Source organism: Burkholderia sp. Bp9012 (assembly GCF_003853825.1).
Lineage (GTDB): Bacteria > Pseudomonadota > Gammaproteobacteria > Burkholderiales > Burkholderiaceae > Burkholderia > Burkholderia diffusa.
The window spans coordinates 130454-149612 of the sequence record NZ_QTQA01000017.1; the positions used below are offsets into that span (position 1 = coordinate 130454).

The window sequence follows — 19159 nt, forward strand, 5'->3', positions numbered from 1 at the left end:
CGCCATCCTAAAACGCGAGACCGGGTTGACCGAATGCTTCGCACTGCTCGACAGCCTCCATCGCTGCCACATGAAGGCGCTGGGCGAAACGACGCCCGCGACCGCGCGCGAAACCGGCGTCCGGGCCGTCGCCGGCCGCCGCGCGCGGCTGCGCCGACGCGGCCGGACGACGTTGGCCGATTCCGCCGGCGCCGCCGAATTCGGCCACCGGCGACCACGCGGGGCTGACCGGCAGCGGCGGCGGCGCGAGCGGCGCGAACTCGTCGTCCGCATGCACGACCTTGCCGTCGACGACCGTCAGCACCGACGACAGCGACTTGATCCGCGGTTCGTCGATCGTGAAGTAGTCGTCCGTCAGCACCGCGAAATCCGCATACTGGCCGGGCACCAACGCGCCCTTGCGATCGTCCTCGTTCGAGAACCATGCACTGCCGACCGTGTAGCGGCGCAGCGCTTCCATCCGGCTGAGCCGGTTGCGTTCGGGATAGAGCGCCGTGCCGCCGACGGTGCGCCCGGACACCATCCAGTACAGCGACACGAACGGGTTGTAGCTCGCGATGCGCGTCGCATCGGTGCCCGCGCCGACCGGCAGCCCGGCCGCCAGCATCGCGCGGATCGGCGGCGTGCGGGTGGCCGCTTCCGCGCCGTAGCGCGCAATGAAGTACTCGCCCTGGAACGCCATCCGGTGCTGGACCGTCACGCCGCCGCCGAGCGCGGCGATGCGCGCGATGTTCGCATCCGAAATCGTCTCGCAGTGATCGAAGAACCAGCGCAGCCCGTCGAACGGCATGTCGCGGTTCACGGCTTCGAGCACGTTCAGGAAGCGGCCGATCGATTCGTCGTAGGTCGCGTGCAGCCGGAACGGCCAGCGATGCCGCACCAGCAGCCGCACCACCGAGGCCAGTTCGGCCTCGAGCACGTCGGGCAGATCGGGGCGCGGTTCGAGAAAATTCCCGAAGTCGGCCGCGGAGTACACCAGCAGTTCGCCCGCGCCGTTCATCCGCAGGAACGCGTCGCCGTCGCCGGGCTTCGCCAGCGTCACCCAGCGCGCGTAGTCGTCGAGTTCGCGTCCGGGATGCTGCACGAACAGGCTGTATGCGATGCGCACCGTCAGTTCGCCGCGATTCGCGAGCGCCAGGATCGCGCCGTAGTCGTCCGGAAAGGCCTGGAAATCACCGCCGGCGTCGATCGCGCTCGTCACGCCGAGGCGGTTCAGTTCGCGCATGAAGTGCCGCATCGAATTCATCTGGTCGTCGTGACCGAGCTTCGGGCCCTTCTCGAGCGCGGTGTGCAGGACGGCCATGTCCGGTCGCGCGATCAGCATGCCGGTCGGCCTGCCGAGACGATCGCGCTGGATTTCGCCGCCGGGCGGATCGGACGTGTCGCGGCCATAGCCGATCGCGCGCAGCGCGGCCGCGTTCAGGAGCGCGCTGTCGCCCAGGTGCATGATGAAGACCGGCGTGTCGGGCGCGATCGCGTTGAGCTCGGCCACCGTCGGCCCGCGCTTTTCCGCGAACTGGAATTCGGTCCAGCCGCCGACGACGCGCACCCACTGCGGCGCAGGCGTGCGCAGCACCTGGCGGCGCAGCATGGCGAGCGCATCGGCCAGCGTCGGCACGCCGTCCCAGCGCAGTTCCAGGTTGAAATTCAGGCCGCCGCGAATCACGTGCAGGTGCGAATCGTTCAGCCCCGGGATCACGGTGCGGCCGTTCAGGTCGATGCGAAGCGTGTCGGCGCGCGCGTGGCGCATTACGTCGGGCCCGCTGCCGGCCGCGAGGATCCGGCCGTCCTTCACCGCGAGCGCGGTCACGAACGACTGCCGGTCGTCCTGCGTCGCGATCTTGCCGTTGTATACGATGAGGTCCGCCGATTCCGCGGGTTCCGTCGCCTTAAGCACCGTCCTGCCTCCTGCTTGCGCCCAAAGCCGGCATACGGCCGCACGCGGCAGGCACCCGGACTGACGATACACGGACCATCCACTCCCCCTTGAACATTGAACGATCGGACCGGCAGGCCGCGGCGCGATGGCGCGGCGGCGTCTTGCACGGGCCCGGCGCGCCGTTACGCCACCTGCTGCATCGCATCCGCCGCCTCGTGCCGCATGCGCGTACGGGCCGTCGACGGCGTCGTCTCCGGGCGAACGAAGTTCTGCACGCGTGCCAGCCGGCGAACATCGAACGCGCGCGATTGCGGATCGAAATGCCCTGGCAGATTGGCCACCAGCGACGAAGCCTGCGCGGTACGCCCACGCTCGATCAGGTGATCGGCGAGATCCAGCATGCCGCGCAGCGCCCACATGGCTGCCCCTTGCCCGTTCGCGGTATGGATCCCCATCAGCAGATGACGGTGCCCGTCGGCTTCGCAGGCGATCGCGAGGTCCGCATCGGCCGTGCGGGCCTGTTCGAGCATCGCGAGCCCTCGGGCGCGCAACAGTTCGGGCACGAACAGATGCTCGCCGTGCGCGCGGCAGCGCGCGAGCGTCGCGTCGAGCTTCGTGCATGCCTCGGCCGCGCGGCCGGTGCGCGTCAGTCCTTCCGCGTACGCGACGGTCAGCGGTGCGAGCGCGCGCCGGAATCCGCTCGTTTCGATGCGCCGCAGCGCAGGCTCGAGCCGCGCGAGACCGGCACCGGGGTGCCCGGTCTGCATGTCGAACTGCCCGGCCAGACATTCCGCGTGACTGAGCCAGATGTCGAATCCGTTCGCCTCGGCGGTCGATCGCAGCGTGCCGAGATAGTCGGAAATCACGTCGTGATCGCCATAGTGCAATGCAATCGGCACGGCCGCGGCGCCGAGCACGACGCACAACGCCAGCCCCGCCCCGGCGCGGCGCGCGCATTCGACCGCCTGCGCCGCCAGTCGCATCGCATATTCCGGATCACCCTGCATCCACACGAGCCGCGTCAGCATCGTCCGGCCGAGCGTCGCGACGTCGATCCCCAGCGCTGCCTCCACGCACGACGGTTCGCCGGCCTCGGCCAGTTCGTCCGTCGCCGCCTCCAGCCGCTCGCGCGCCTGCGCGTGTTCGCCGAAGTAATGCAGCGAGGTCGCGACCATCGCGTTCGCCAGCAGCCGCTGCGACCGGTCGCCCCGCCGCTCGGCGGCGCGCTCGAAGCGCGTCGCGTAGCGCAACGATTCGTGGATGTCGGAGCGCGTCAGCATCGTGTTCCACAGCCCGACCAGCGCACGCGCGTCGAATGCCTCGTCGCCGATCCGGCCCGCGAGCGCGAGCGTCCGGTCCCACATCGCGGCGGCCGTATGCGTATCGCCATCGGTATGCAGCAGCGCCGCCGCATAGGCCGCGAGCAAGCGCATCTCGCGCGCCGCGTCGACGGACGCGGCCCCCCCGGCCTCGATCGCGTCGAGCGCTCGCCGCGCCGGTATCGAACATTCGCGCATCCGCGCCGGCGCCAGCAACGCGAGCGCCAACGCGTCCGCCTCCAGCTCCAGCGCCTGCGGCTCGGCCGCCGCAGGCTCGCGTGGTGCCGGCGCACCGGCGGCCGGACGCAGGCTCGCGAGGTCCGCGGCTTGTGCCTGCGTCTGCATCCGTGCTTCCGCCTGCTCGCGCTCGTACCGCGCATGGCGCTCGGCGATGGCGTCGAATTCGCCCTCGTTGTGCAGCTTTTCGAGCGCATACGCGCGCGTCGATTCCGTCAACCGGTAGCGCGCTTGCGTGCCGTCGAACTCGACGGTCACCAGCGACTTCGCGACCAGTTCGCCGAGCACCGCGATCATCTCGGCGGCCGACATGCCAGGCTCCATCGCAACCTCGCGGGCGGCATCGAACGTAAACGGGCCGATGAAGCACGCCATCCGGCGAAACAGCGACCGCGTGGCCGCATCCAGCAGCACATAGCTCCAGTCGAACGTCGCCCGCAACGTCTGGTGGCGCGGCAGCGCCGAGCGCAGCCCGCCCGTCAGCAGATTCAGCCTGTCGTCGAGACGGGACGCGACGATCTCGAGCCCGAGCGTCGCGACGCGCGCGGCAGCCAGCTCGATGGCAAGCGGCAGCCCGTCGAGACGCCGGCAGATGTCGCCGATCAGCCGGATGCCGGCCGGATCGACCGCGCAATCGGGCGTGGCGGCACGGATCCGCGCCAGGAACAGCTCGACGGCCGAATAGCGCTCGATCTCGTCAACGGATGCACCGCCGTCCGGCACCGCCAGCGGACTCACGCGAAACACGGCTTCGACCGAGATATGAAGCGGTTCGCGACTCGTCACGAGCACACGCAGCGATGTGGCGCGCGACGTCAGCGTATCGACGAGGTCGGCAACCAGATCGACGACGTGCTCCGCGTTGTCGAGCACAAGCAGGCCTGGCGACGCGGCGAACGCATCGCCGATCCGGTCGATGCCCGGCAAGCCGTCCGTCTCGAGTCCCAGTTCCGCGGCAATCGCGAGCAGCACGTCGTCGCGCGTCGCGGCACTCGCCAGCGCCACGAACAGGACGCGCTCGCCGGACCGGCTGCGCAGTTCGTGCGCGACCCGGTCGGCCAGGCTCGTCTTGCCGATGCCGCCCGCACCGACCAGCGTGACGACCGGCGCGCGTTCGATCATGGCGACGATCTGCTCGATCTCGGCCTGACGTCCGACCAGCGGAACCGGACGGGCAGCGACGACGGCGTCCTGCGGCAACGCGGTCGCGCGCGGCGGCGCCTCGTGTGCGACGGCGGGATTCGCGATCAGCAGGTAACCGCGGCCCGGCACCGTCTTGATCAGGTCGCGGTTCGCGCCCAGCGCCTTGCGCAACGTCGCGACATGGACCTGCAGCCGGTTCTCCTCGACGATCAGGCCGGGCCAGACGGCATCCATGATGTCGTCCTTCGACACGACGGAACCGTTGGCGCGATGCAGTACTTCCAGTATGTCAAGCGCGCGTGCGCCGATACGCAACGACGCGCCGTGGCAGCGAATGTCTCGCTGCTCGAAATCCACCGACAACGTCCCGATCTGGATCATGGCCGCCTCCAGGTTCCCCACGATGACCGCCATGTGAACACGGCAGTTCACCGGGGCGGGAGTGCGCACCCGGCCAGCCCTACGGGCCGGGTGCGATATCTCAAAAAGTGGGCCGAGTGTAAACGCCGTATAAATAAAAATCTTGAAGGAAAATGCACTGGCGACCTCCGCATGGGCACGCCCCCGAACCCGCGTCGCGCAAATACAAATGGGGCAACATCGACCGGAATAGCGCCTTCGCGCGCCTGCCGGGCCGGCGCGGCACGGATCGGTTCGCGGCAAGCATTTCGTCAGCCAGCGGACATTTATTCAAGTTATCTTGGGGGCTGCCGGACGCACCGTATAAACTGCGCGTAAAAATGCCCTCGCGCCGTACCCAACCGAAGGATTGTTCCGCCATGCAAGTCCCCCTCGTCGCGCCACCCGCGGCGCCGCCGAAAGACACGCTCGGATGTCTGTCGAGCCTGCTGTCCAAGGATATTGAAAGGTCGGTCGGCGGCCTGAAGCTCCATCGCAAATGCATGCGCGACGAGCAATTCGAGCGCATCGAGATGGCGGCCAGCGATCGCGGTTTCCTGATCGGCGTGTCGCTCAATGGCGGGCACCGGCGCACGATCTACGGCGGGGCCGGCAAATCCGAGCGGCGGTTTCAGCACAACTCGATCTACATTCGCGACTTTTCCCGGAATTTCCGCGCCGACCTGTACGGCAAGTTCGACTTCGTGCTCGTCGAGCTGTCGCACAGCTACCTCGACCGCCTCGGCCGCGAGCACGACGGCACGGAAATCGGCGGGCTGACCTGCGCGCCCGACGTGCAGGACGCGGTGCTGGGCCATCTCGCGCACGCCGTCGCCGACAGCCTCGACGCGCCCGGCGCGCTGAATACGCTGTTCGTCGAGCAGATGGGCCTCGCGATCGGCACGCATCTGGCATGCCGCTACGGCAATACGCGCGCGCGCGACCTGCAGCGCAAGGGCGTACTGTCGCCGGCCAAAGCCGCGCTCGCCAAGGAACTGCTGATGGAAAAGGCGGATCTCGGCGTGTCGATCGAGGAAGTCGCGAGCGAATGCGACCTGTCGCGCGGCTATTTCATCCGTGCGTTCTCGCGAACGACGGGACGCACACCGCATCAATGGCTGCTCGAACAGCGCGTGATCCGCGCCCGGCAACTGATCGAGACGACCGACATGACGCTCGCGGAAATCGCGGTCGCCTGCGGCTTCTCGGACCAGAGCCACCTGAATCGCGTGTTCGCGCGGATCGTCGGCCATCCGCCCGGCGCATGGCGGCGCGAACTGTCGCGCTGATTCCGTCACGCGCGGCCACTGCTGCCGCGCGCCTTCGCGTCACCGAACCGGTGTCGTGTCGTAGTTGACCGGCACCCAGTCATACTGCTCCCCGTCCCTGCGCAAATGCCCGAGCCCGGGAAACGCGATGTGCGCGGCACCGACCAGATAACGCTTGTCCGCGACGCGCTTCAGCGTATCGCGCCGGGTGCGGCGCGCCGTGTCGGCATCGCTGTCGTACTGGACGGTCGCGTCCGGATCCTGCAACTGGATCGCCGCGACGTGCACGATGTCGCCCCACGCGAGCAGCCCGGCGTTACCGCTCTCGATCAGATAGGCCGTATGGCCCGGCGTATGACCGGGCATCGGCACCGCGCGAATGCCCGGGGCGAGCGTCGCTTCGCCGCGAAACGTCTTGAAGCGCCCGGCCGCGACGTACGGCGCGACCGACGCGGCCGCCGCATCGAAAAACGACGCGAGGAACGCCGGCGCCTGTGCCTTGTTGTCCGGATCGAGCCAGTAATTCGCCTCGACCTCGTTCACGCGGACGACCGCATTCGAAAAGGTCATCCTGCCGTTCGACACGATGCCGCCGACGTGATCCTTGTGCAGGTGCGTGAGCAACACTTCGTCGATCTGCTCGGGCGCATAGCCTGCCGCACGCAAGTTGGCGAGCAGCTTGCCGCAGCAGTCACCGTACAGCACGCCGGCGCCGGTATCGACGAGAATCCGCTTCGTTCCCGTATCGACCAGGAACGCATTGATCGACCCCTGTACCGGCGGTTCGAGAAACGCGCGATCAAGATCGCGCCGGATTTCGGCCTTCGACACATCGCGGAAGACCGTATCGATCGGAAACGGATGCGTGCCGTCAGACAGCGCGACGATCTGCAGATCGCCGAGCTTCTGCCGATAGAAGCCGGGGGCCTGGTCGCCGCCGCCCGGCTCTGCGGCGAACGCGACCGATGCGAGGATGCCGAAGCACCACGCGACGAGCAGCATCCCGCCCGCGCGCGTGCGCCAATTCAGGTTCTTCATGTCCGTTTCCCGGTTGCATATCGACGTTGCGACATTGCGCGCCGGCTTGCCGGCCCGGCCGGCGACGTGCGCACGACACCGAGCTTACCGGCCCGGTTCGCAATAATCCTGAGCGGGACATGAATCGTTCTGAAAGCCGTGCCTCGGCGGCGCCGGCCAAGATTCAGGCGATCTGGTCGAGCGCGCGCTGCGCGTCAATCAATGCATCGCGAAAGACGGCAGCCGGCTGCGCGCCACTGACGACCGACAGGCCGATGCGCGTCGACGGCACCGAAGCGACGCCTTCACGCACCGCCTCCGCTTCGAGCGCGACCACCGCGTCGAGCCCTTCGCCGGACGCGAGGAACGCACGCACCGTGTCGCCCGGCAAACCGGCGCCCGTCGCAATCTCGACCAGCACGTCCGCGTCGCCGATATCGCGGCCGTCGCGGAAATACGCGGCGAACAGCGCATCGACGAGCGCGATGGCGCTGCCGCGTTGCTGGGCGAACCAGACGAGCCGGTGTGCAAGCCGCGTGTTCGGCGTGCGCGCGATCCGCGCATGATCGAACACGAGGCCCGCCGCGCGGCCGGCTTCGGCCACATGCGCGTCGAGTGCCTGCGAGCGCGCCCAGCTGCCGAACTTCGCGCTCCGGTACGCCTTGCGGTCGATGCCGCCGGCCGGCATCGTCGGGTTCAGTTCGAACGGCACGAACCGGACGCTCACGTTGCCGGCCAGGCCTGCTTCGTCGATCGCTTCCGCGAGCCTGTGCTCCGCGATCCAGCACCACGGGCAGATGAGATCGTAGGTCACCGTTACTTCGAGGGGTTTCATCGCACGCTCCTTCCTGTACATTGCCAGTCCTGAAGATAGCGCTTGCGGGCCGGCGATAGAATGCGAACGGCACGCAACGCATCGTTGCGATACGCACAAAGGCACAAAGGCACGAAGTCACGAAGTTACAAGGGCGACGACATGGACAAGTTCTCCGCGCTGCGCGCGTTCGTGGAAGTAGCGGAAGCCGGCGGCTTCTCGAGCGCGGGCCGACGTCTCGAACTCGCGGCCTCGTCGGTGGTGCGCGCGGTGGATGCGCTCGAGGCGTCGCTCGGCACCGTGCTGCTGAACCGCACGACGCGACAGGTCACGCTGTCCGATGCCGGCTCCGTGTACTACGCACGCGCGAAGCGGCTGCTCGAGGAACTCGCGGAAGCCGACGCACTGGTCGCCGATCGCGGCGACGAGCCGTCCGGGCCGCTGCGCGTGTCGGTGCCGGTCGCGTACGGCATGCGCCGCATCGCGCCGCACGTCGCGGCCTTCCTCGCGCGCTATCCGAAGCTCGATCTCGACCTGCAGCTCACCGACGAACGCGTCGATCTCGTCACCGGGCGGATCGACGTCGCGATCCGGCTCGGCGAAGCGGCCCCGTCCGCGGAGGTCGTCGCGCGACAGCTCGGCACGTTCCAGCGCTATGTCGTCGCGAGCCACGACTACCTCGATGCACACGGCACGCCATCGGCGCCGGGCGAGCTGGTCGATCACGGCTGCCTGCGCTTTCATTTCGGCGGCGACCAGCAGGCGTGGACGTTTGCGGATGCGCACGGCACGACGAAAGTGCTCGTCACCGGGCGCCTGAAATCGAACCACAGCGAAGTGTTGCGCGATGCCGTGCTCGACGGCGCCGGCATCGCACTGCTGCCCGACTGGCTGGTCGATGCCGACGTCCAGTCGGGCCGCTTGCGCAGGCTCTTCGAACAGTACGACGTCATGCCCGATGCGGCGCGCTCGGTCGTCACCGCGCTGTACCTGCCGAATCAGCGCGGCTCGAAGCGCGTCACGGCGTTCATCGATTTCGTCGAGACGCTCGCCGGCGCGCAGCACTGAGCCGCGCGGCACGCCGCGTCACCAGCCGAACTTCGCCTCCACGCCGACATAGTCGGCATTGCGCGCGCCCAGCGCGCGAATCGAATCGGCGAGCTGGAAGTGCACCGCCTCGACCGCCAGCGCCGTGTTCGCATTGACGAGCCAGTCCACGCGGGCCTGCGCGTACATGCCCGTCCACGCGCCGCCCTTGCCGGCCGTGCCGGGCACGGCCTGCATCCCTTGCCCGTAGATCGCGTCGGCCGTCGTCTCGCGCCACTGGAAACCGACCGCGGTCAGCACTGTCACGTTGCCGGCCGGCTTGAACGTCAGCGACGGCTTCACGTGAATCAGGTTGGTGTAGCCCGTATAGCCGGCGAGCGTGAAGTAAGAGCCGTTCGGGAACAGCGGGTTGAAGGTGCCCATGCGTCCGTCACCGGGATGCTTGTCGCCCGACGCGCCGTCGACCTGGATGCCGATGCGCGGCGTGCCCGGCGTCTTCGCGAACGTGTAGCCGCCCAGCGCGCCGAACGCCCATGCACCGATCGTGTCCTGCCCGATGTGCCCGGTCTGCAGCATCGCCTCGGCGTCCCAGTCGAACCCGGAAGACTTGCCCGCGTAGCGCATGTCGAACACGTCGCGCCGCTCGGTGCCGGCCCCGCCCAGATAGCGCGCGTTGTCGCGCGTATAGCGCGACCAGTAGCCCGACAGGTCACCGGGCCCCACATCGTTGCGCTCGACGCGCACGCCGTCGAATCTGAGGTGCCGGTTCGACACGTCGTCGAATACCGCATCGTTGCGATACTGCACAGGACGCGTCGCATAGCCGATCAGCCGCCACTTGCCGATTTCGTAATCGGCCCACAGCGCATCGAACGCCTGGCGCACGTTCGGGCCGTCGCGCACCGACACGAACCGTTGCAAGTCGAACGCCATCTCCTGCCGGCCGATGCGCGCCTTGAACGTGCCACCGCCCAACTGGTCGACATACGCGACGAACGCCTGCTCGATGTCGAGCTGATCCTTGTCGACCGGGCCGACCGTATCCTTGCCGAACGGCCGCGCATCGACGAACTGGACGAACGCCTGGAAATGTCCGGCATAGCGCAGATCCGCGTGCACCGTCGCGCGCTGGATCACGTAGTTGTCGTCGTGGGCGGCGCCGAGCCCGAACAGCGGCGCGTTGTTCAGCTCGAAGCGCTCGCGCAGGTTCGCGCCGAGCGACAGGTAGGTCGACGGGTCGGCGCCGAGCGGGATGTACTTCAGCCCGTCGAGCGGCTTGCGCGGCACGCATGGATTCGCGAGCACCGACCAGTCTTCCTGCCAGCGGTTGAACAGCACCACAGGACGCGTCGCGGTGCACGTCGCGGCGGCGGTCGATGCCGGCGCCGCGGTTTCCTCGGCGCCAGCGGCCGTCCCGGCGTGCGTCGCGACGCCGCCCACCAGCATGGCGGCCGGCAACGCGCCCCGCCACGCCCGCTTCATCGACCGCCTCATCGACCGCCGGTCCATCACTTCGACCGCGCGTGAATCTCGGCGACATAGCCGCCCGGGAACTGCACGAGCGCCGCATCGCGCCCGTCCGACGTGAAGGTCGGTACCAGAACGGTCACGCCGGCGGCCTTGGCCTTCTCCAGCGTGGCGGCAAGGTCCGCCACTTCGTAGCCGGTCATCTCGCGCCCGAACGGATAAGGCAGATGGCCGTCGGTGGCGAGCACGGTCATCTTGCCGAAGCCCGACTCGATGCGGATGCGGCGGTACGCGTCGTTCGGCCGGCCGATCTCGATGCCCGGCGCCTTGCGCACGTCGGACACGACCTTGCCGCGCGAGAACGCGACGAAGTCGTGCACCAGCTTGCTCGCGCTTTCCGGCGACACGTACACGCGGTTTTCCGGCACGGTCTGCAGCGGATCGTAGTGCGGCGCCTGGGTGTGCCAGTACAGCTGCATGTTCACGCCGCCCGGCCAGCGAATGATCGCGTCGCGGCCGATCGGATCGGGGAACGTGTCGACGACCACGTCCGCGCCATGCGCGCGCGCCGACTTCATCGCGACGTCCATATCGGTGACGAGGTAGCCGGTGCGCTCCTCGCAGAACGGGTATGGGATCGGCGTCTTGAAGCCGAACACCGAGATCGTGCCGGATGGCGTGAACACGAGCTGCGACATCGTCTGGCTCGGCGTCGGCGTGACCTGGAATACGCCCTGCTGCGACTTCTTGCCGCCGAACGTGGCGACGAAGCTGTCGGTGAAGCGGTCGAAGTCTTCCGGCGCGACGCACACGTGCGTCGTGTCGTATTGCGGGCCGACCGAGACGGCCGGCACCTTCGCGGACGAGGTCTCGAGCAGACGCGTCTCGTCCGCATGGGCCGGCGCGGTCGCCAGCAATGCGCCGAGCACGGCCGTCGACGCGGCCGTCATCCGCAATACCTGTCGCAACTTCAGTGCAATCATCGAAATTCTCCTTGAAAGTGGTAAGCGCTGCCGTGCGTCGCGCGCGGATTCAGCGTGATGCCGGCCCGTCGTCGGGCCGGCCGGATCGGTAGGCGAGGAAGCACAAGGTCGCGAGCGGCAGCGCCAGCGCCCAGAAGGCGGCGAATACGTACGCCGCGGCCCCCGCGCCCGCACCGAGCGCGAAGGCCGCGACCGGCGGCAGCGTGCGCCGCAGTCGCGCGCGCGCGGCGTCGCGTTCCGCCGGCGCGGCAAGCGGCACGAGCCAGTCGAACGCATCGATCACCGCCTGCGTGACGTTGCCGGTCATCACCGTGTTGGCGACGACCGAGCGTGCCGTCAGCCGGCCGTGCGCATTCTGGACACCCATTGCCGCGGCGCCGAGCAGACCGCACAGGATCGTGCGCGGCGCATCGGCGTCGGCGATCGGCGACGCCATCACGCCGGCCAGCATGAACCCGGCCAGCAGCACGGCCTGAAGCGCATAGAGCGAACGCGCGCGCGGGCCGTGGCCCAGCGAACGCATCCGGTGATCGAGCACGCGCGCGCCGACGATACCGGCGATGAAGGCCGGAAACGCGAGCCATTTGATCGCGAGCCCTTGCCCGACGCCGGCCAGCCCCGAGCCGATCAGGATGAAGTTGCCGGTAACGTGCGCGGTAAACAGGCCGAACAGCGCGACGAAGCCGAGCGTGTCGACGTAGCCGGCGATCGACGCAAGAAAGACGTCCTCGCCACGCACGTGATCGGGTGCCGCGGCCGCGGTTACCGGCTGCGTCGGCATGCCGCGGCCTCCTGGATGGCGACGGTTGCGCCGGCGCACGCGATGCCTGCGTCCGGCGAGATCAGATCACGCATGTTCCGCTCCGGTTGTGCCGAACGGCCCGGCGGTGCCGACTGGCGTCCGGTCCAAACGGCTGTTCGGAAGCAAGACTAGTTAAGGCGCGTCTTAATGTCATGGCGATGGGCCTGAATTTTCCTGAATTGGCTGCCCGGACGCCCGGACGGACGGCGCGGTCGACGCGACGCGCGGCACGTGCGCAACGGTTCGCGCATCGCGTCGGCAGGCACGCCCCGAGCGGCCCTCGCGGTCCGATCGTGTTATTTTTCGATCGATAGCTTAAGAGCGCACGCGATCAGGAGCCGATGCATGACCGAAAGAAAACGCAGCACGCCAGCCCGCGAGCGCGGGACGGATGCCGACGGCAACGCCGTCACGCCGGGCCGGCGCCTCGCGCCGGAAGCGCGCGAACGGCAAATCGTCGAGAAGGCGATCGAGCACTTCGCGACGCACGGCTTTTCCGGCAGCACGCGCGAGCTGGCGCGGCAGATCGGCGTCACCCAGCCGCTGCTGTACCGGTACTTTCCGAGCAAGGAAGCGCTGATCGATCGCGTGTACGACGAGGTCTACACGTGGAACCCGGACTGGGAAAAAATGATCGCGGATCGCACGGTCCCGCTGCAGGAGCGGCTGGTCGCGTTCTACCGCGCGTACGCGCAAACCATCCTGCGGCGCGAATGGATCCGCACCTTCATCTTCGCGGGGCTCAGCCGCGAGGGCTTCAACACGCGCTATCTGTCGCGGCTGCGCGAACGCGTGTTCCTGCCGGTGCTGCGCGAACTGCGCCACGAATACGACATCGCCACGCCGGCGACGGAGGCCCAGCGCAACGCGGAAATCGAGCTCGTCTGGAGCCTGCACGCGAGCATCTTCTATTTCGGCGTTCGCAAGTGGGTGTACGGGTTGCCGGTGCCCGACGATCTCGACACCGAAATCGAACGCCTGGTCGACGCGTTTCTCCACGGCACACCCGCTACGCTCAAGCAGCTCGCGTCCGGCGCGGCCGCTCGGCGACGCCGCCGCGTGTAGCGCGGCCCCGCGCGCCGCCCGACGAATTCAGAACAATTCATCCGGTGTGCCGGTCGCTTCGCCTATCCTCGAAAGGCATTTGCGCCCGCGTCCGGGCGCCCGCGGACCGAACCGCACTGGGACCGTCACATGACCACCGACACGTCTTCGATCACGCATCGCACCGTCACCGCGAACGATCGGCGCCAGCACTACATCGACGCCGGCAGCGGGCCGGCCGCCGGCCACGACAAGCGCAAGATGGCGCGCGAAGAACAGCCGGAGCGCGTGAACGCGTTGCCGGTCGATTTCCTGAAGCATTGGGAACGGACGAGTCGGCGCGCGCGACGAATCATCGCGGGAGCGGAATGATGAGCGACGTTGCGGGCCCTTCGGCGATCGTCATCGGCGGATCGGTGGGCGGGCTGTTCACGGCGACCGCGCTGCGCGCGGCCGGATGGCGCGTCAAGGTATTCGAACAGTCGCCCAACGACCTCGACAGCCGCGGCGGCGGCATCGTGCTGCAGCCGCCGATCGAGCGCGCGTTCGCATTCGGCGGCGTGCCGGTGCCGCGCGATGCGGGCGTCTATTCGGTCGACCGGATCTATCTCGACGAGCACGACCGGATCGTGCAGCGCCTTTACATGCCGCAAACGCAGACCGCGTGGAACGTGATCTACACCGCGCTGAAGCGCGCGCTGCCCGCCGGCGTCGTGCACGCTGGCGTATCGTTCGAGCGGTTCGAACAGGATGGCGCGCGCGTGATCGCGCATTTCGCGGACGGGCGCGTCGAGCATGCCGACCTGCTGGTCGGCGCGGACGGCGGCCGCTCGGCCGTGCGCGCCCAGCTGCTGCCCGACGCGCGGCCCGCGTATGCGGGCTACGTCGCATGGCGCGGGCTCGTCGACGAGCACACGCTTCCCGACTCGGTGCTGCAGGTGCTGCGCGATCGGTTCACGTTCCAGCAAGGCAACGCGCATCTGTTCCTGACCTACCTCGTGCCCGGACGCGACGGTGCGATCGAGCCGGGCAAGCGGCGCGTGAACTGGGTCTGGTACCGGCGGCTCGAGCAGGATCGCGTGCCGTCGCTGTTTCTCGCGCAGGACGGCACGCAGCGCGACGGCTCGCTGCCGCCCGGCGCAATGCGCGACGACAACCGGCTCGAACTCGTGGACACCGGCCGCCGGTTGCTCGCGCCAACGCTCGCCGCGCTCGTCGAGGCGACCCAGGCGCCGTTCGCGCAGGCGATCCTCGATCTCGCGGTCGAGCGCATGGCGTTCGGCCGCGCGGTGCTGCTCGGCGACGCGGCCTGCCTCGTGCGACCGCATACGGCCGCCGGTGTCGCTAAGGCGGCGGAGAACGCGGTTGGTCTCGCCGAAGCGCTGCGCGGCGGCATGCACGCAAGCACATTCGACGCCGCGCTGTCGCGCTGGGAGGCCGCCCAGCTCGCGAACAACGCTTCGCTGTCCGAACTCGGCATCTCACTCGGCACGCGGATCATGGGACGGAAGTGACCGGCGGCAGGCCGGTGTCGAGATGCCGCGTGCCATGTTCGGCCGCGCGAGCTTCGAGCAGACGCAGCCGACTCGTGCGGATCGCCTGCCAGGCGCGGACCCGGCAGGTTCGCGCACCCGCTTACTGCTCCCGGGGCGCGCCGCGCGAAACGCCGCCAGCGAACCGGTTTCGCCACTGCCCGCCGGCGAACGCAACGACGATCAGCGACAGGTAGCCGGCGACGAGAAGATGCCGCCAGCTGTCGAGCGCGGCGCGATGGGCAACCAGCGTCGCGTCGGGGGCCGCGACGGCGAGACTGCCCGGCACCACCGCCCGCGTCATCTGCACGAATCCGGCCGCCGACAGCACGGGCAATAGTACGAGCACCCCCAGCAGCACAAACCTCGCGCGACGGAAAAACGCACGCCGGCGCAAATGAAACCACAACCCGAGGCTGCCGTGCACCCACCCCGGCGCGAGCAGCGCGATCTGCAGGCCCTGCGTGCCGCTCGTCAGCAGCGCCACGACGACCCGTGCGTAGTTCGGTTCGAAGCCGTAGAACGACGTTGCGACGCGTGTGCCGACGACGTGGCGGATCAACAGCAGCGGCAGGCCGAGTCCCGCCCAAAGACGCAGCCATTCGGCCGGCGGCAGCGCCCAGTGCCGGCGGCCGTAGACGGTGCGGAGCGCCAGCGCGAAATGCAGGCCGGCCGCGCCGTACAGCAGGATCGTTCCGGGCAGGCTTTGCCAGACACCGATCGCCAGGTGCAGGCCACGCTCGGCAACGTCGACCGACCAGATGCCGAGCGCATGATTGACCATGTGAACGGAAATATAGATCCACAACATGATGCCGGAGCCGAGTTGCAGCCTCCGCGCTATCTTGTGCAGCCCGCCATGCGCGGACGCCGGCTTCCCGGCATCGGCATCGTGCGCGTGCTGCGCGGGATACGGTGCGCGGTCGTGCGACGGCGAGCGCATGTCGACGTGTTCCCGGAAGGATGGTGACACCGAGGCCTCGTCTGCGTTCGCGGGAACCTCGCGAACGCGCCGCGCTCGGCGCAGGATGTCGCGAGTTTGCGTGGGCTTGTCGTTCATCGAAACCTCCCCGTCGAAACGTGCGCTGAGTGATGCTGCCTGATCGGCATACCACCGAGCGGTCCCGTTTATTCCGGCGACGCGCGGCATCCGGCGCATGAAGCGCATCGCGCGGCCTCGGGAATAGGCGCCGGGCTCGCCCGGTATACCGGGTGTGAGCACGACGGATGCCGATCGCGATGCAAAGGCCCCCGCCACAACGACGCCAGCGAAATCAAGGAGGCCCATCATGTCCAACGTCCTGTCCCACTGGATCCTGATCGGCTGCGACGCATACGACGAGTACGTGTTCGTGCCGTGGCTCAATAAAGCCGTGTATCAGCGCACAGTGACCTTGCAACGCGTTTGCCTCCTATGACGACGAACCCTCCGGCAGTTTCAACTGAACGGGGCCTGACTGCGCCACACCGCCGCCGTACTCATCCCGCCTGATTGCTGCCGCAGCGAACACCGGGAAGCAGTCGCATACTCGATGCATGGCCGTAGTTGGAGACACCTCTTGCTCATGGTCACGGCAGAACCCGGCGCGGCCGACTATCGAGCCCTGGCCGGCCGGCGCTTGGCCGGACACCATCCCGTCGACGCGGCCGCCTCCTCCGGCAAACATCACAATTCATTTAACTTTCCGTGAGGACTTCGACACCGGCCGCTGACTACGATGGGCGCATGTTTTCAGGACCTGCTTCCAGGAGCCCATCATGCCCACCCGCAGACATCTGCTGCTGTTCGCCGGCGCCACCGGCCTCGCCACGCTCGCGGCGCTGTCGTCGGCCGGCCGCCGCACACTGGTCAGCCGCGCGTTCGCCGCGTCGACGGCTGCGCCGAAGATGGCCGCGCCATACGAGGTCACCCTCAGCGACGCCGAATGGCATCGTCGGCTCACGCCCGCCCAGTACGCGATCCTGCGCGACGCCGGCACCGAGCGGCCATACAGCAGCCCGCTGAACGAAGAGCACCGCCCCGGCACGTTCGCGTGCGCGGGCTGCGGCCTCGCGCTGTTCTCGTCGGCCACCAAGTTCGACAGCCACACGGGCTGGCCGAGCTTCTGGAAGCCGCTCGACCACGCGGTCGCGACCGACGCCGACACGTCGTTCGGGATGGTCCGCACCGAGGTGCACTGCCGCCGCTGCGGCGGCCATCTCGGCCACGTGTTCGACGACGGCCCGCCGCCCACCCACCTGCGCTACTGCATGAACGGGCTCGCGCTCGCCTTCCACCCGGCCGCCGCCTGATCCGGCCCCATCCCCGACCGACTGGAGAACGCATCATGCTGCTCATCGTCCTTGCCTATCTCGGCGGCGTGCTCACGATCCTTAGCCCGTGCATCCTGCCCGTGCTGCCGTTCGTGTTCGCGCGCGCCGACCAGCCGTTCGTGCGCACCGGTCTGCCGCTGCTGGCCGGCATGGCGCTCACGTTCGCCGTCGTCGCGACGCTCGCCGCCGTCGGCGGGGGCTGGGTCGCGCAGGCCAACCAGGCCGGCCGGTGGGTTGCCATCGTGCTGCTCGGGGTATTCGGCCTGACGCTGCTGATGCCGCGCCTCGCCGAACACCTGACGCGCCCGCTCGTCGCCGCAGGCAACCGCCTCACCGGCCTCGCGCAGCGCGACGGCCGCCCGGCCGGCCCGCTGTCGTCGCTGCTGCTCGGCGTCGCCACCGGCCTGCTGTGGGCGCCGTGCGCCGGCCCGATCCTCGGGCTCGTGCTGACCGGCGCCGCGCTGCGCGGCGCGAGCGTCGGCACGACGCTGCTGCTCGTTGCGTATGCGGCCGGCGCGGCGACGTCGCTCGGCGTCGCGCTCGTGATCGGCGGCAAGGTGTTCGCCGCGATGAAGCGCTCGCTCGGCGCGGGCGAATGGATCAAGCGCGGGATCGGCGCCGCGCTGCTGGCCGGCGTCGGCGCGATCGCGCTCGGCCTCGATACGGGTGCGCTCGCGCAGTTGTCGACCGTCACGACGGGCGGCCTCGAGACGAAGCTCGTCGACCGGCTCGGCGGGCGCTCGAACGGCGCGCCGGCGGCGATGGCCGCGACGGGTTCGCCGGCAGACGGCTCGGCAGACCGCACCTCGAACGGTTCAGGCGGCGCCATGATGGCCGTGACGGCCGATGCCGTGCAGTCCGGCGGCGCGATGATGCGCGCGGCGGAAATCACGCCCGCGCCGCAAGCGCCGGCCGCGCTGCCCGTCGAAGGCACGCTGCCGTCGCTCGACGGCGCCGTGCAGTGGCTGAATTCGCCGCCGCTGACCGCGGCCGGCCTGCGCGGCAAGGTCGTGCTCGTCGACTTCTGGACCTACTCGTGCATCAACTGCCTGCGCACGCTGCCGTACACCACGGCCTGGGCACGCAAGTACGCGCCGTACGGTCTCGTCGTGATCGGCGTGCACGCACCGGAGTTCGCGTTCGAGCGCGACATCGGCAACGTGAAAAAGGCCGTGCACGACCTTGGCATCGACTTCCCGGTCGCGATCGACAACCACTACACGATCTGGCGCGCGTTCAGCAACGAATACTGGCCCGCGCACTACTTCGTCGACGCACAGGGACGCGTGCGCCGCCACCACTTCGGCGAAGGCGAATACGCGCAGTCGGAACGCGCGATCCAGTCGCTGCTCGCCGAGGCCGGTCACCCGGAAGCGCTGAACGTGCCGCTCGGGCTCGCCGGCGCTCCCGCGAAAGGCGCGCTCGCGGCGGCCGACAGCGCCGACGTCCGCTCGCCCGAAACCTATGTCGGCTATGCGCGCGCGGACGACTTCACGTCGCCGGGCGGCGTGGTGCGCGACGCGGCACACCGCTACGACGCGCCCGCCCACCCCGACCTGAACGACTGGGGCCTCGCCGGCACCTGGCAGGTCGGCGCCGAGCGCGCGTCGCTCGCCGCGCCGGCCGGCCGGATCGTCTACCGCTTCCATGCGCGCGACCTGCACCTCGTGCTCGGCCCGGGTGCGAACGGCAAGCCGGTGCGCTTTCGCGTGACGCTCGACGGCGCGGCGCCCGGTGCCGCACACGGCACCGACGTCGACGCGCAGGGCTACGGCACGGTCACCGGGCAGCGCCTGTACCAGCTCGTCCGTCAGCCGGGCGCCATCGCCGACCGCACGTTCGCGATCGAGTTTCTCGATCCGGGTGTCGATGCGTACGCATTCACGTTCGGTTGA

16 protein-coding genes are annotated in these 19159 nt (G+C 69.0%); 8 read left to right on the forward strand and 8 right to left on the reverse strand.

Annotated elements, in window-relative coordinates:
- Window positions 1-7: 7 nt before the first annotated feature.
- Entirely contained in the window at window positions 8-1897 is a 1890-nt protein-coding gene (locus DIE11_RS23045; RefSeq protein WP_124627288.1) for an amidohydrolase, read from the reverse strand.
- A 164-nt stretch (window positions 1898-2061) separates the two neighbouring features.
- Window positions 2062-4959: a winged helix-turn-helix domain-containing protein gene (locus DIE11_RS23050; protein ID WP_124627290.1), complete on the reverse strand. Its 2898-nt coding sequence runs from the start codon at window positions 4957-4959 to the stop codon at window positions 2062-2064.
- Window positions 4960-5357: 398 nt separating this feature from the next.
- On the opposite strand from DIE11_RS23050, the gene DIE11_RS23060 reads away from it, so the two are divergent.
- Complete coding sequence (locus DIE11_RS23060) at window positions 5358-6266, forward strand: AraC family transcriptional regulator (RefSeq protein ID WP_124627294.1); 909 nt, start codon at window positions 5358-5360, stop codon at window positions 6264-6266.
- A 39-nt stretch (window positions 6267-6305) separates the two neighbouring features.
- On the opposite strand, the gene DIE11_RS23065 is transcribed toward DIE11_RS23060, so the two are convergent.
- Together DIE11_RS23065 and DIE11_RS23070 are read right to left on the reverse strand one after the other, a co-directional pair.
- Window positions 6306-7247 (reverse strand): MBL fold metallo-hydrolase, encoded by a 942-nt coding sequence (locus DIE11_RS23065; RefSeq protein ID WP_124627344.1) that lies wholly within the window; start codon window positions 7245-7247, stop codon window positions 6306-6308.
- A gap of 199 nt (window positions 7248-7446) precedes the next feature.
- Window positions 7447-8097: a DsbA family oxidoreductase gene (locus tag DIE11_RS23070; RefSeq protein ID WP_124627297.1), complete on the reverse strand. Its 651-nt coding sequence runs from the start codon at window positions 8095-8097 to the stop codon at window positions 7447-7449.
- Between the two features lie 141 nt (window positions 8098-8238).
- Between DIE11_RS23070 and DIE11_RS23075 the strand changes: the two genes are divergently transcribed.
- Window positions 8239-9144: a LysR family transcriptional regulator gene (locus tag DIE11_RS23075; RefSeq protein ID WP_059606070.1), complete on the forward strand. Its 906-nt coding sequence runs from the start codon at window positions 8239-8241 to the stop codon at window positions 9142-9144.
- An 18-nt stretch (window positions 9145-9162) separates the two neighbouring features.
- Here DIE11_RS23075 and DIE11_RS23080 read toward each other — a convergent pair whose 3' ends face one another.
- From DIE11_RS23080 to DIE11_RS23090, 3 genes are read right to left on the reverse strand one after another with little or no spacing between them, the layout of a single operon-like run.
- Window positions 9163-10605, reverse strand: coding sequence for an alginate export family protein (locus DIE11_RS23080; protein ID WP_124627299.1), 1443 nt, complete (start codon window positions 10603-10605; stop codon window positions 9163-9165).
- A 26-nt stretch (window positions 10606-10631) separates the two neighbouring features.
- Complete coding sequence (locus DIE11_RS23085; protein WP_124627301.1) at window positions 10632-11573, reverse strand: glyoxalase; 942 nt, start codon at window positions 11571-11573, stop codon at window positions 10632-10634.
- Between the two features lie 49 nt (window positions 11574-11622).
- Window positions 11623-12354: a YoaK family protein gene (locus tag DIE11_RS23090; RefSeq protein ID WP_059606064.1), complete on the reverse strand. Its 732-nt coding sequence runs from the start codon at window positions 12352-12354 to the stop codon at window positions 11623-11625.
- Window positions 12355-12720: 366 nt separating this feature from the next.
- Here DIE11_RS23090 and DIE11_RS23095 point away from each other — a divergent pair, with 366 nt between their 5' ends.
- The 3 genes from DIE11_RS23095 to DIE11_RS23105 all read left to right on the forward strand — a co-directional run bounded on the left by DIE11_RS23095 (window position 12721) and on the right by DIE11_RS23105 (window position 14933).
- Window positions 12721-13440, forward strand: a complete 720-nt coding sequence (locus tag DIE11_RS23095) for a TetR/AcrR family transcriptional regulator (RefSeq protein ID WP_059606062.1) — start codon at window positions 12721-12723, stop codon at window positions 13438-13440.
- Between the two features lie 129 nt (window positions 13441-13569).
- A complete protein-coding gene (locus DIE11_RS23100; RefSeq protein WP_124627303.1) occupies window positions 13570-13791 on the forward strand; it encodes a hypothetical protein in 222 nt (73 codons plus the stop codon).
- Complete coding sequence (locus DIE11_RS23105; protein WP_124627305.1) at window positions 13791-14933, forward strand: FAD binding domain-containing protein; 1143 nt, start codon at window positions 13791-13793, stop codon at window positions 14931-14933. The genes DIE11_RS23100 and DIE11_RS23105 overlap by 1 nt, the downstream gene beginning before the upstream one ends.
- A 121-nt stretch (window positions 14934-15054) precedes the next feature.
- Here the strand turns inward: DIE11_RS23105 and DIE11_RS37415 are convergent, their stop codons facing one another.
- A complete protein-coding gene (locus DIE11_RS37415) occupies window positions 15055-16242 on the reverse strand; it encodes a hypothetical protein (RefSeq protein ID WP_311767595.1) in 1188 nt (395 codons plus the stop codon).
- On the opposite strand from DIE11_RS37415, the gene DIE11_RS37020 reads away from it, so the two are divergent.
- The 3 genes from DIE11_RS37020 to DIE11_RS23120 all read left to right on the forward strand — a co-directional run bounded on the left by DIE11_RS37020 (window position 16241) and on the right by DIE11_RS23120 (window position 19159).
- A complete protein-coding gene (locus DIE11_RS37020) occupies window positions 16241-16369 on the forward strand; it encodes a hypothetical protein (RefSeq protein ID WP_257129397.1) in 129 nt (42 codons plus the stop codon). The genes DIE11_RS37415 and DIE11_RS37020 overlap by 2 nt on opposite strands.
- Before the next feature lie 340 nt (window positions 16370-16709).
- Window positions 16710-17243 carry a peptide-methionine (R)-S-oxide reductase MsrB gene (gene msrB / locus DIE11_RS23115; protein WP_124627307.1) on the forward strand — a complete coding sequence of 178 codons (534 nt, stop codon included), beginning with the start codon at window positions 16710-16712 and terminating at the stop codon, window positions 17241-17243.
- A 35-nt stretch (window positions 17244-17278) separates the two neighbouring features.
- Window positions 17279-19159: a cytochrome c biogenesis protein DipZ gene (locus DIE11_RS23120; protein ID WP_124627309.1), complete on the forward strand. Its 1881-nt coding sequence runs from the start codon at window positions 17279-17281 to the stop codon at window positions 19157-19159.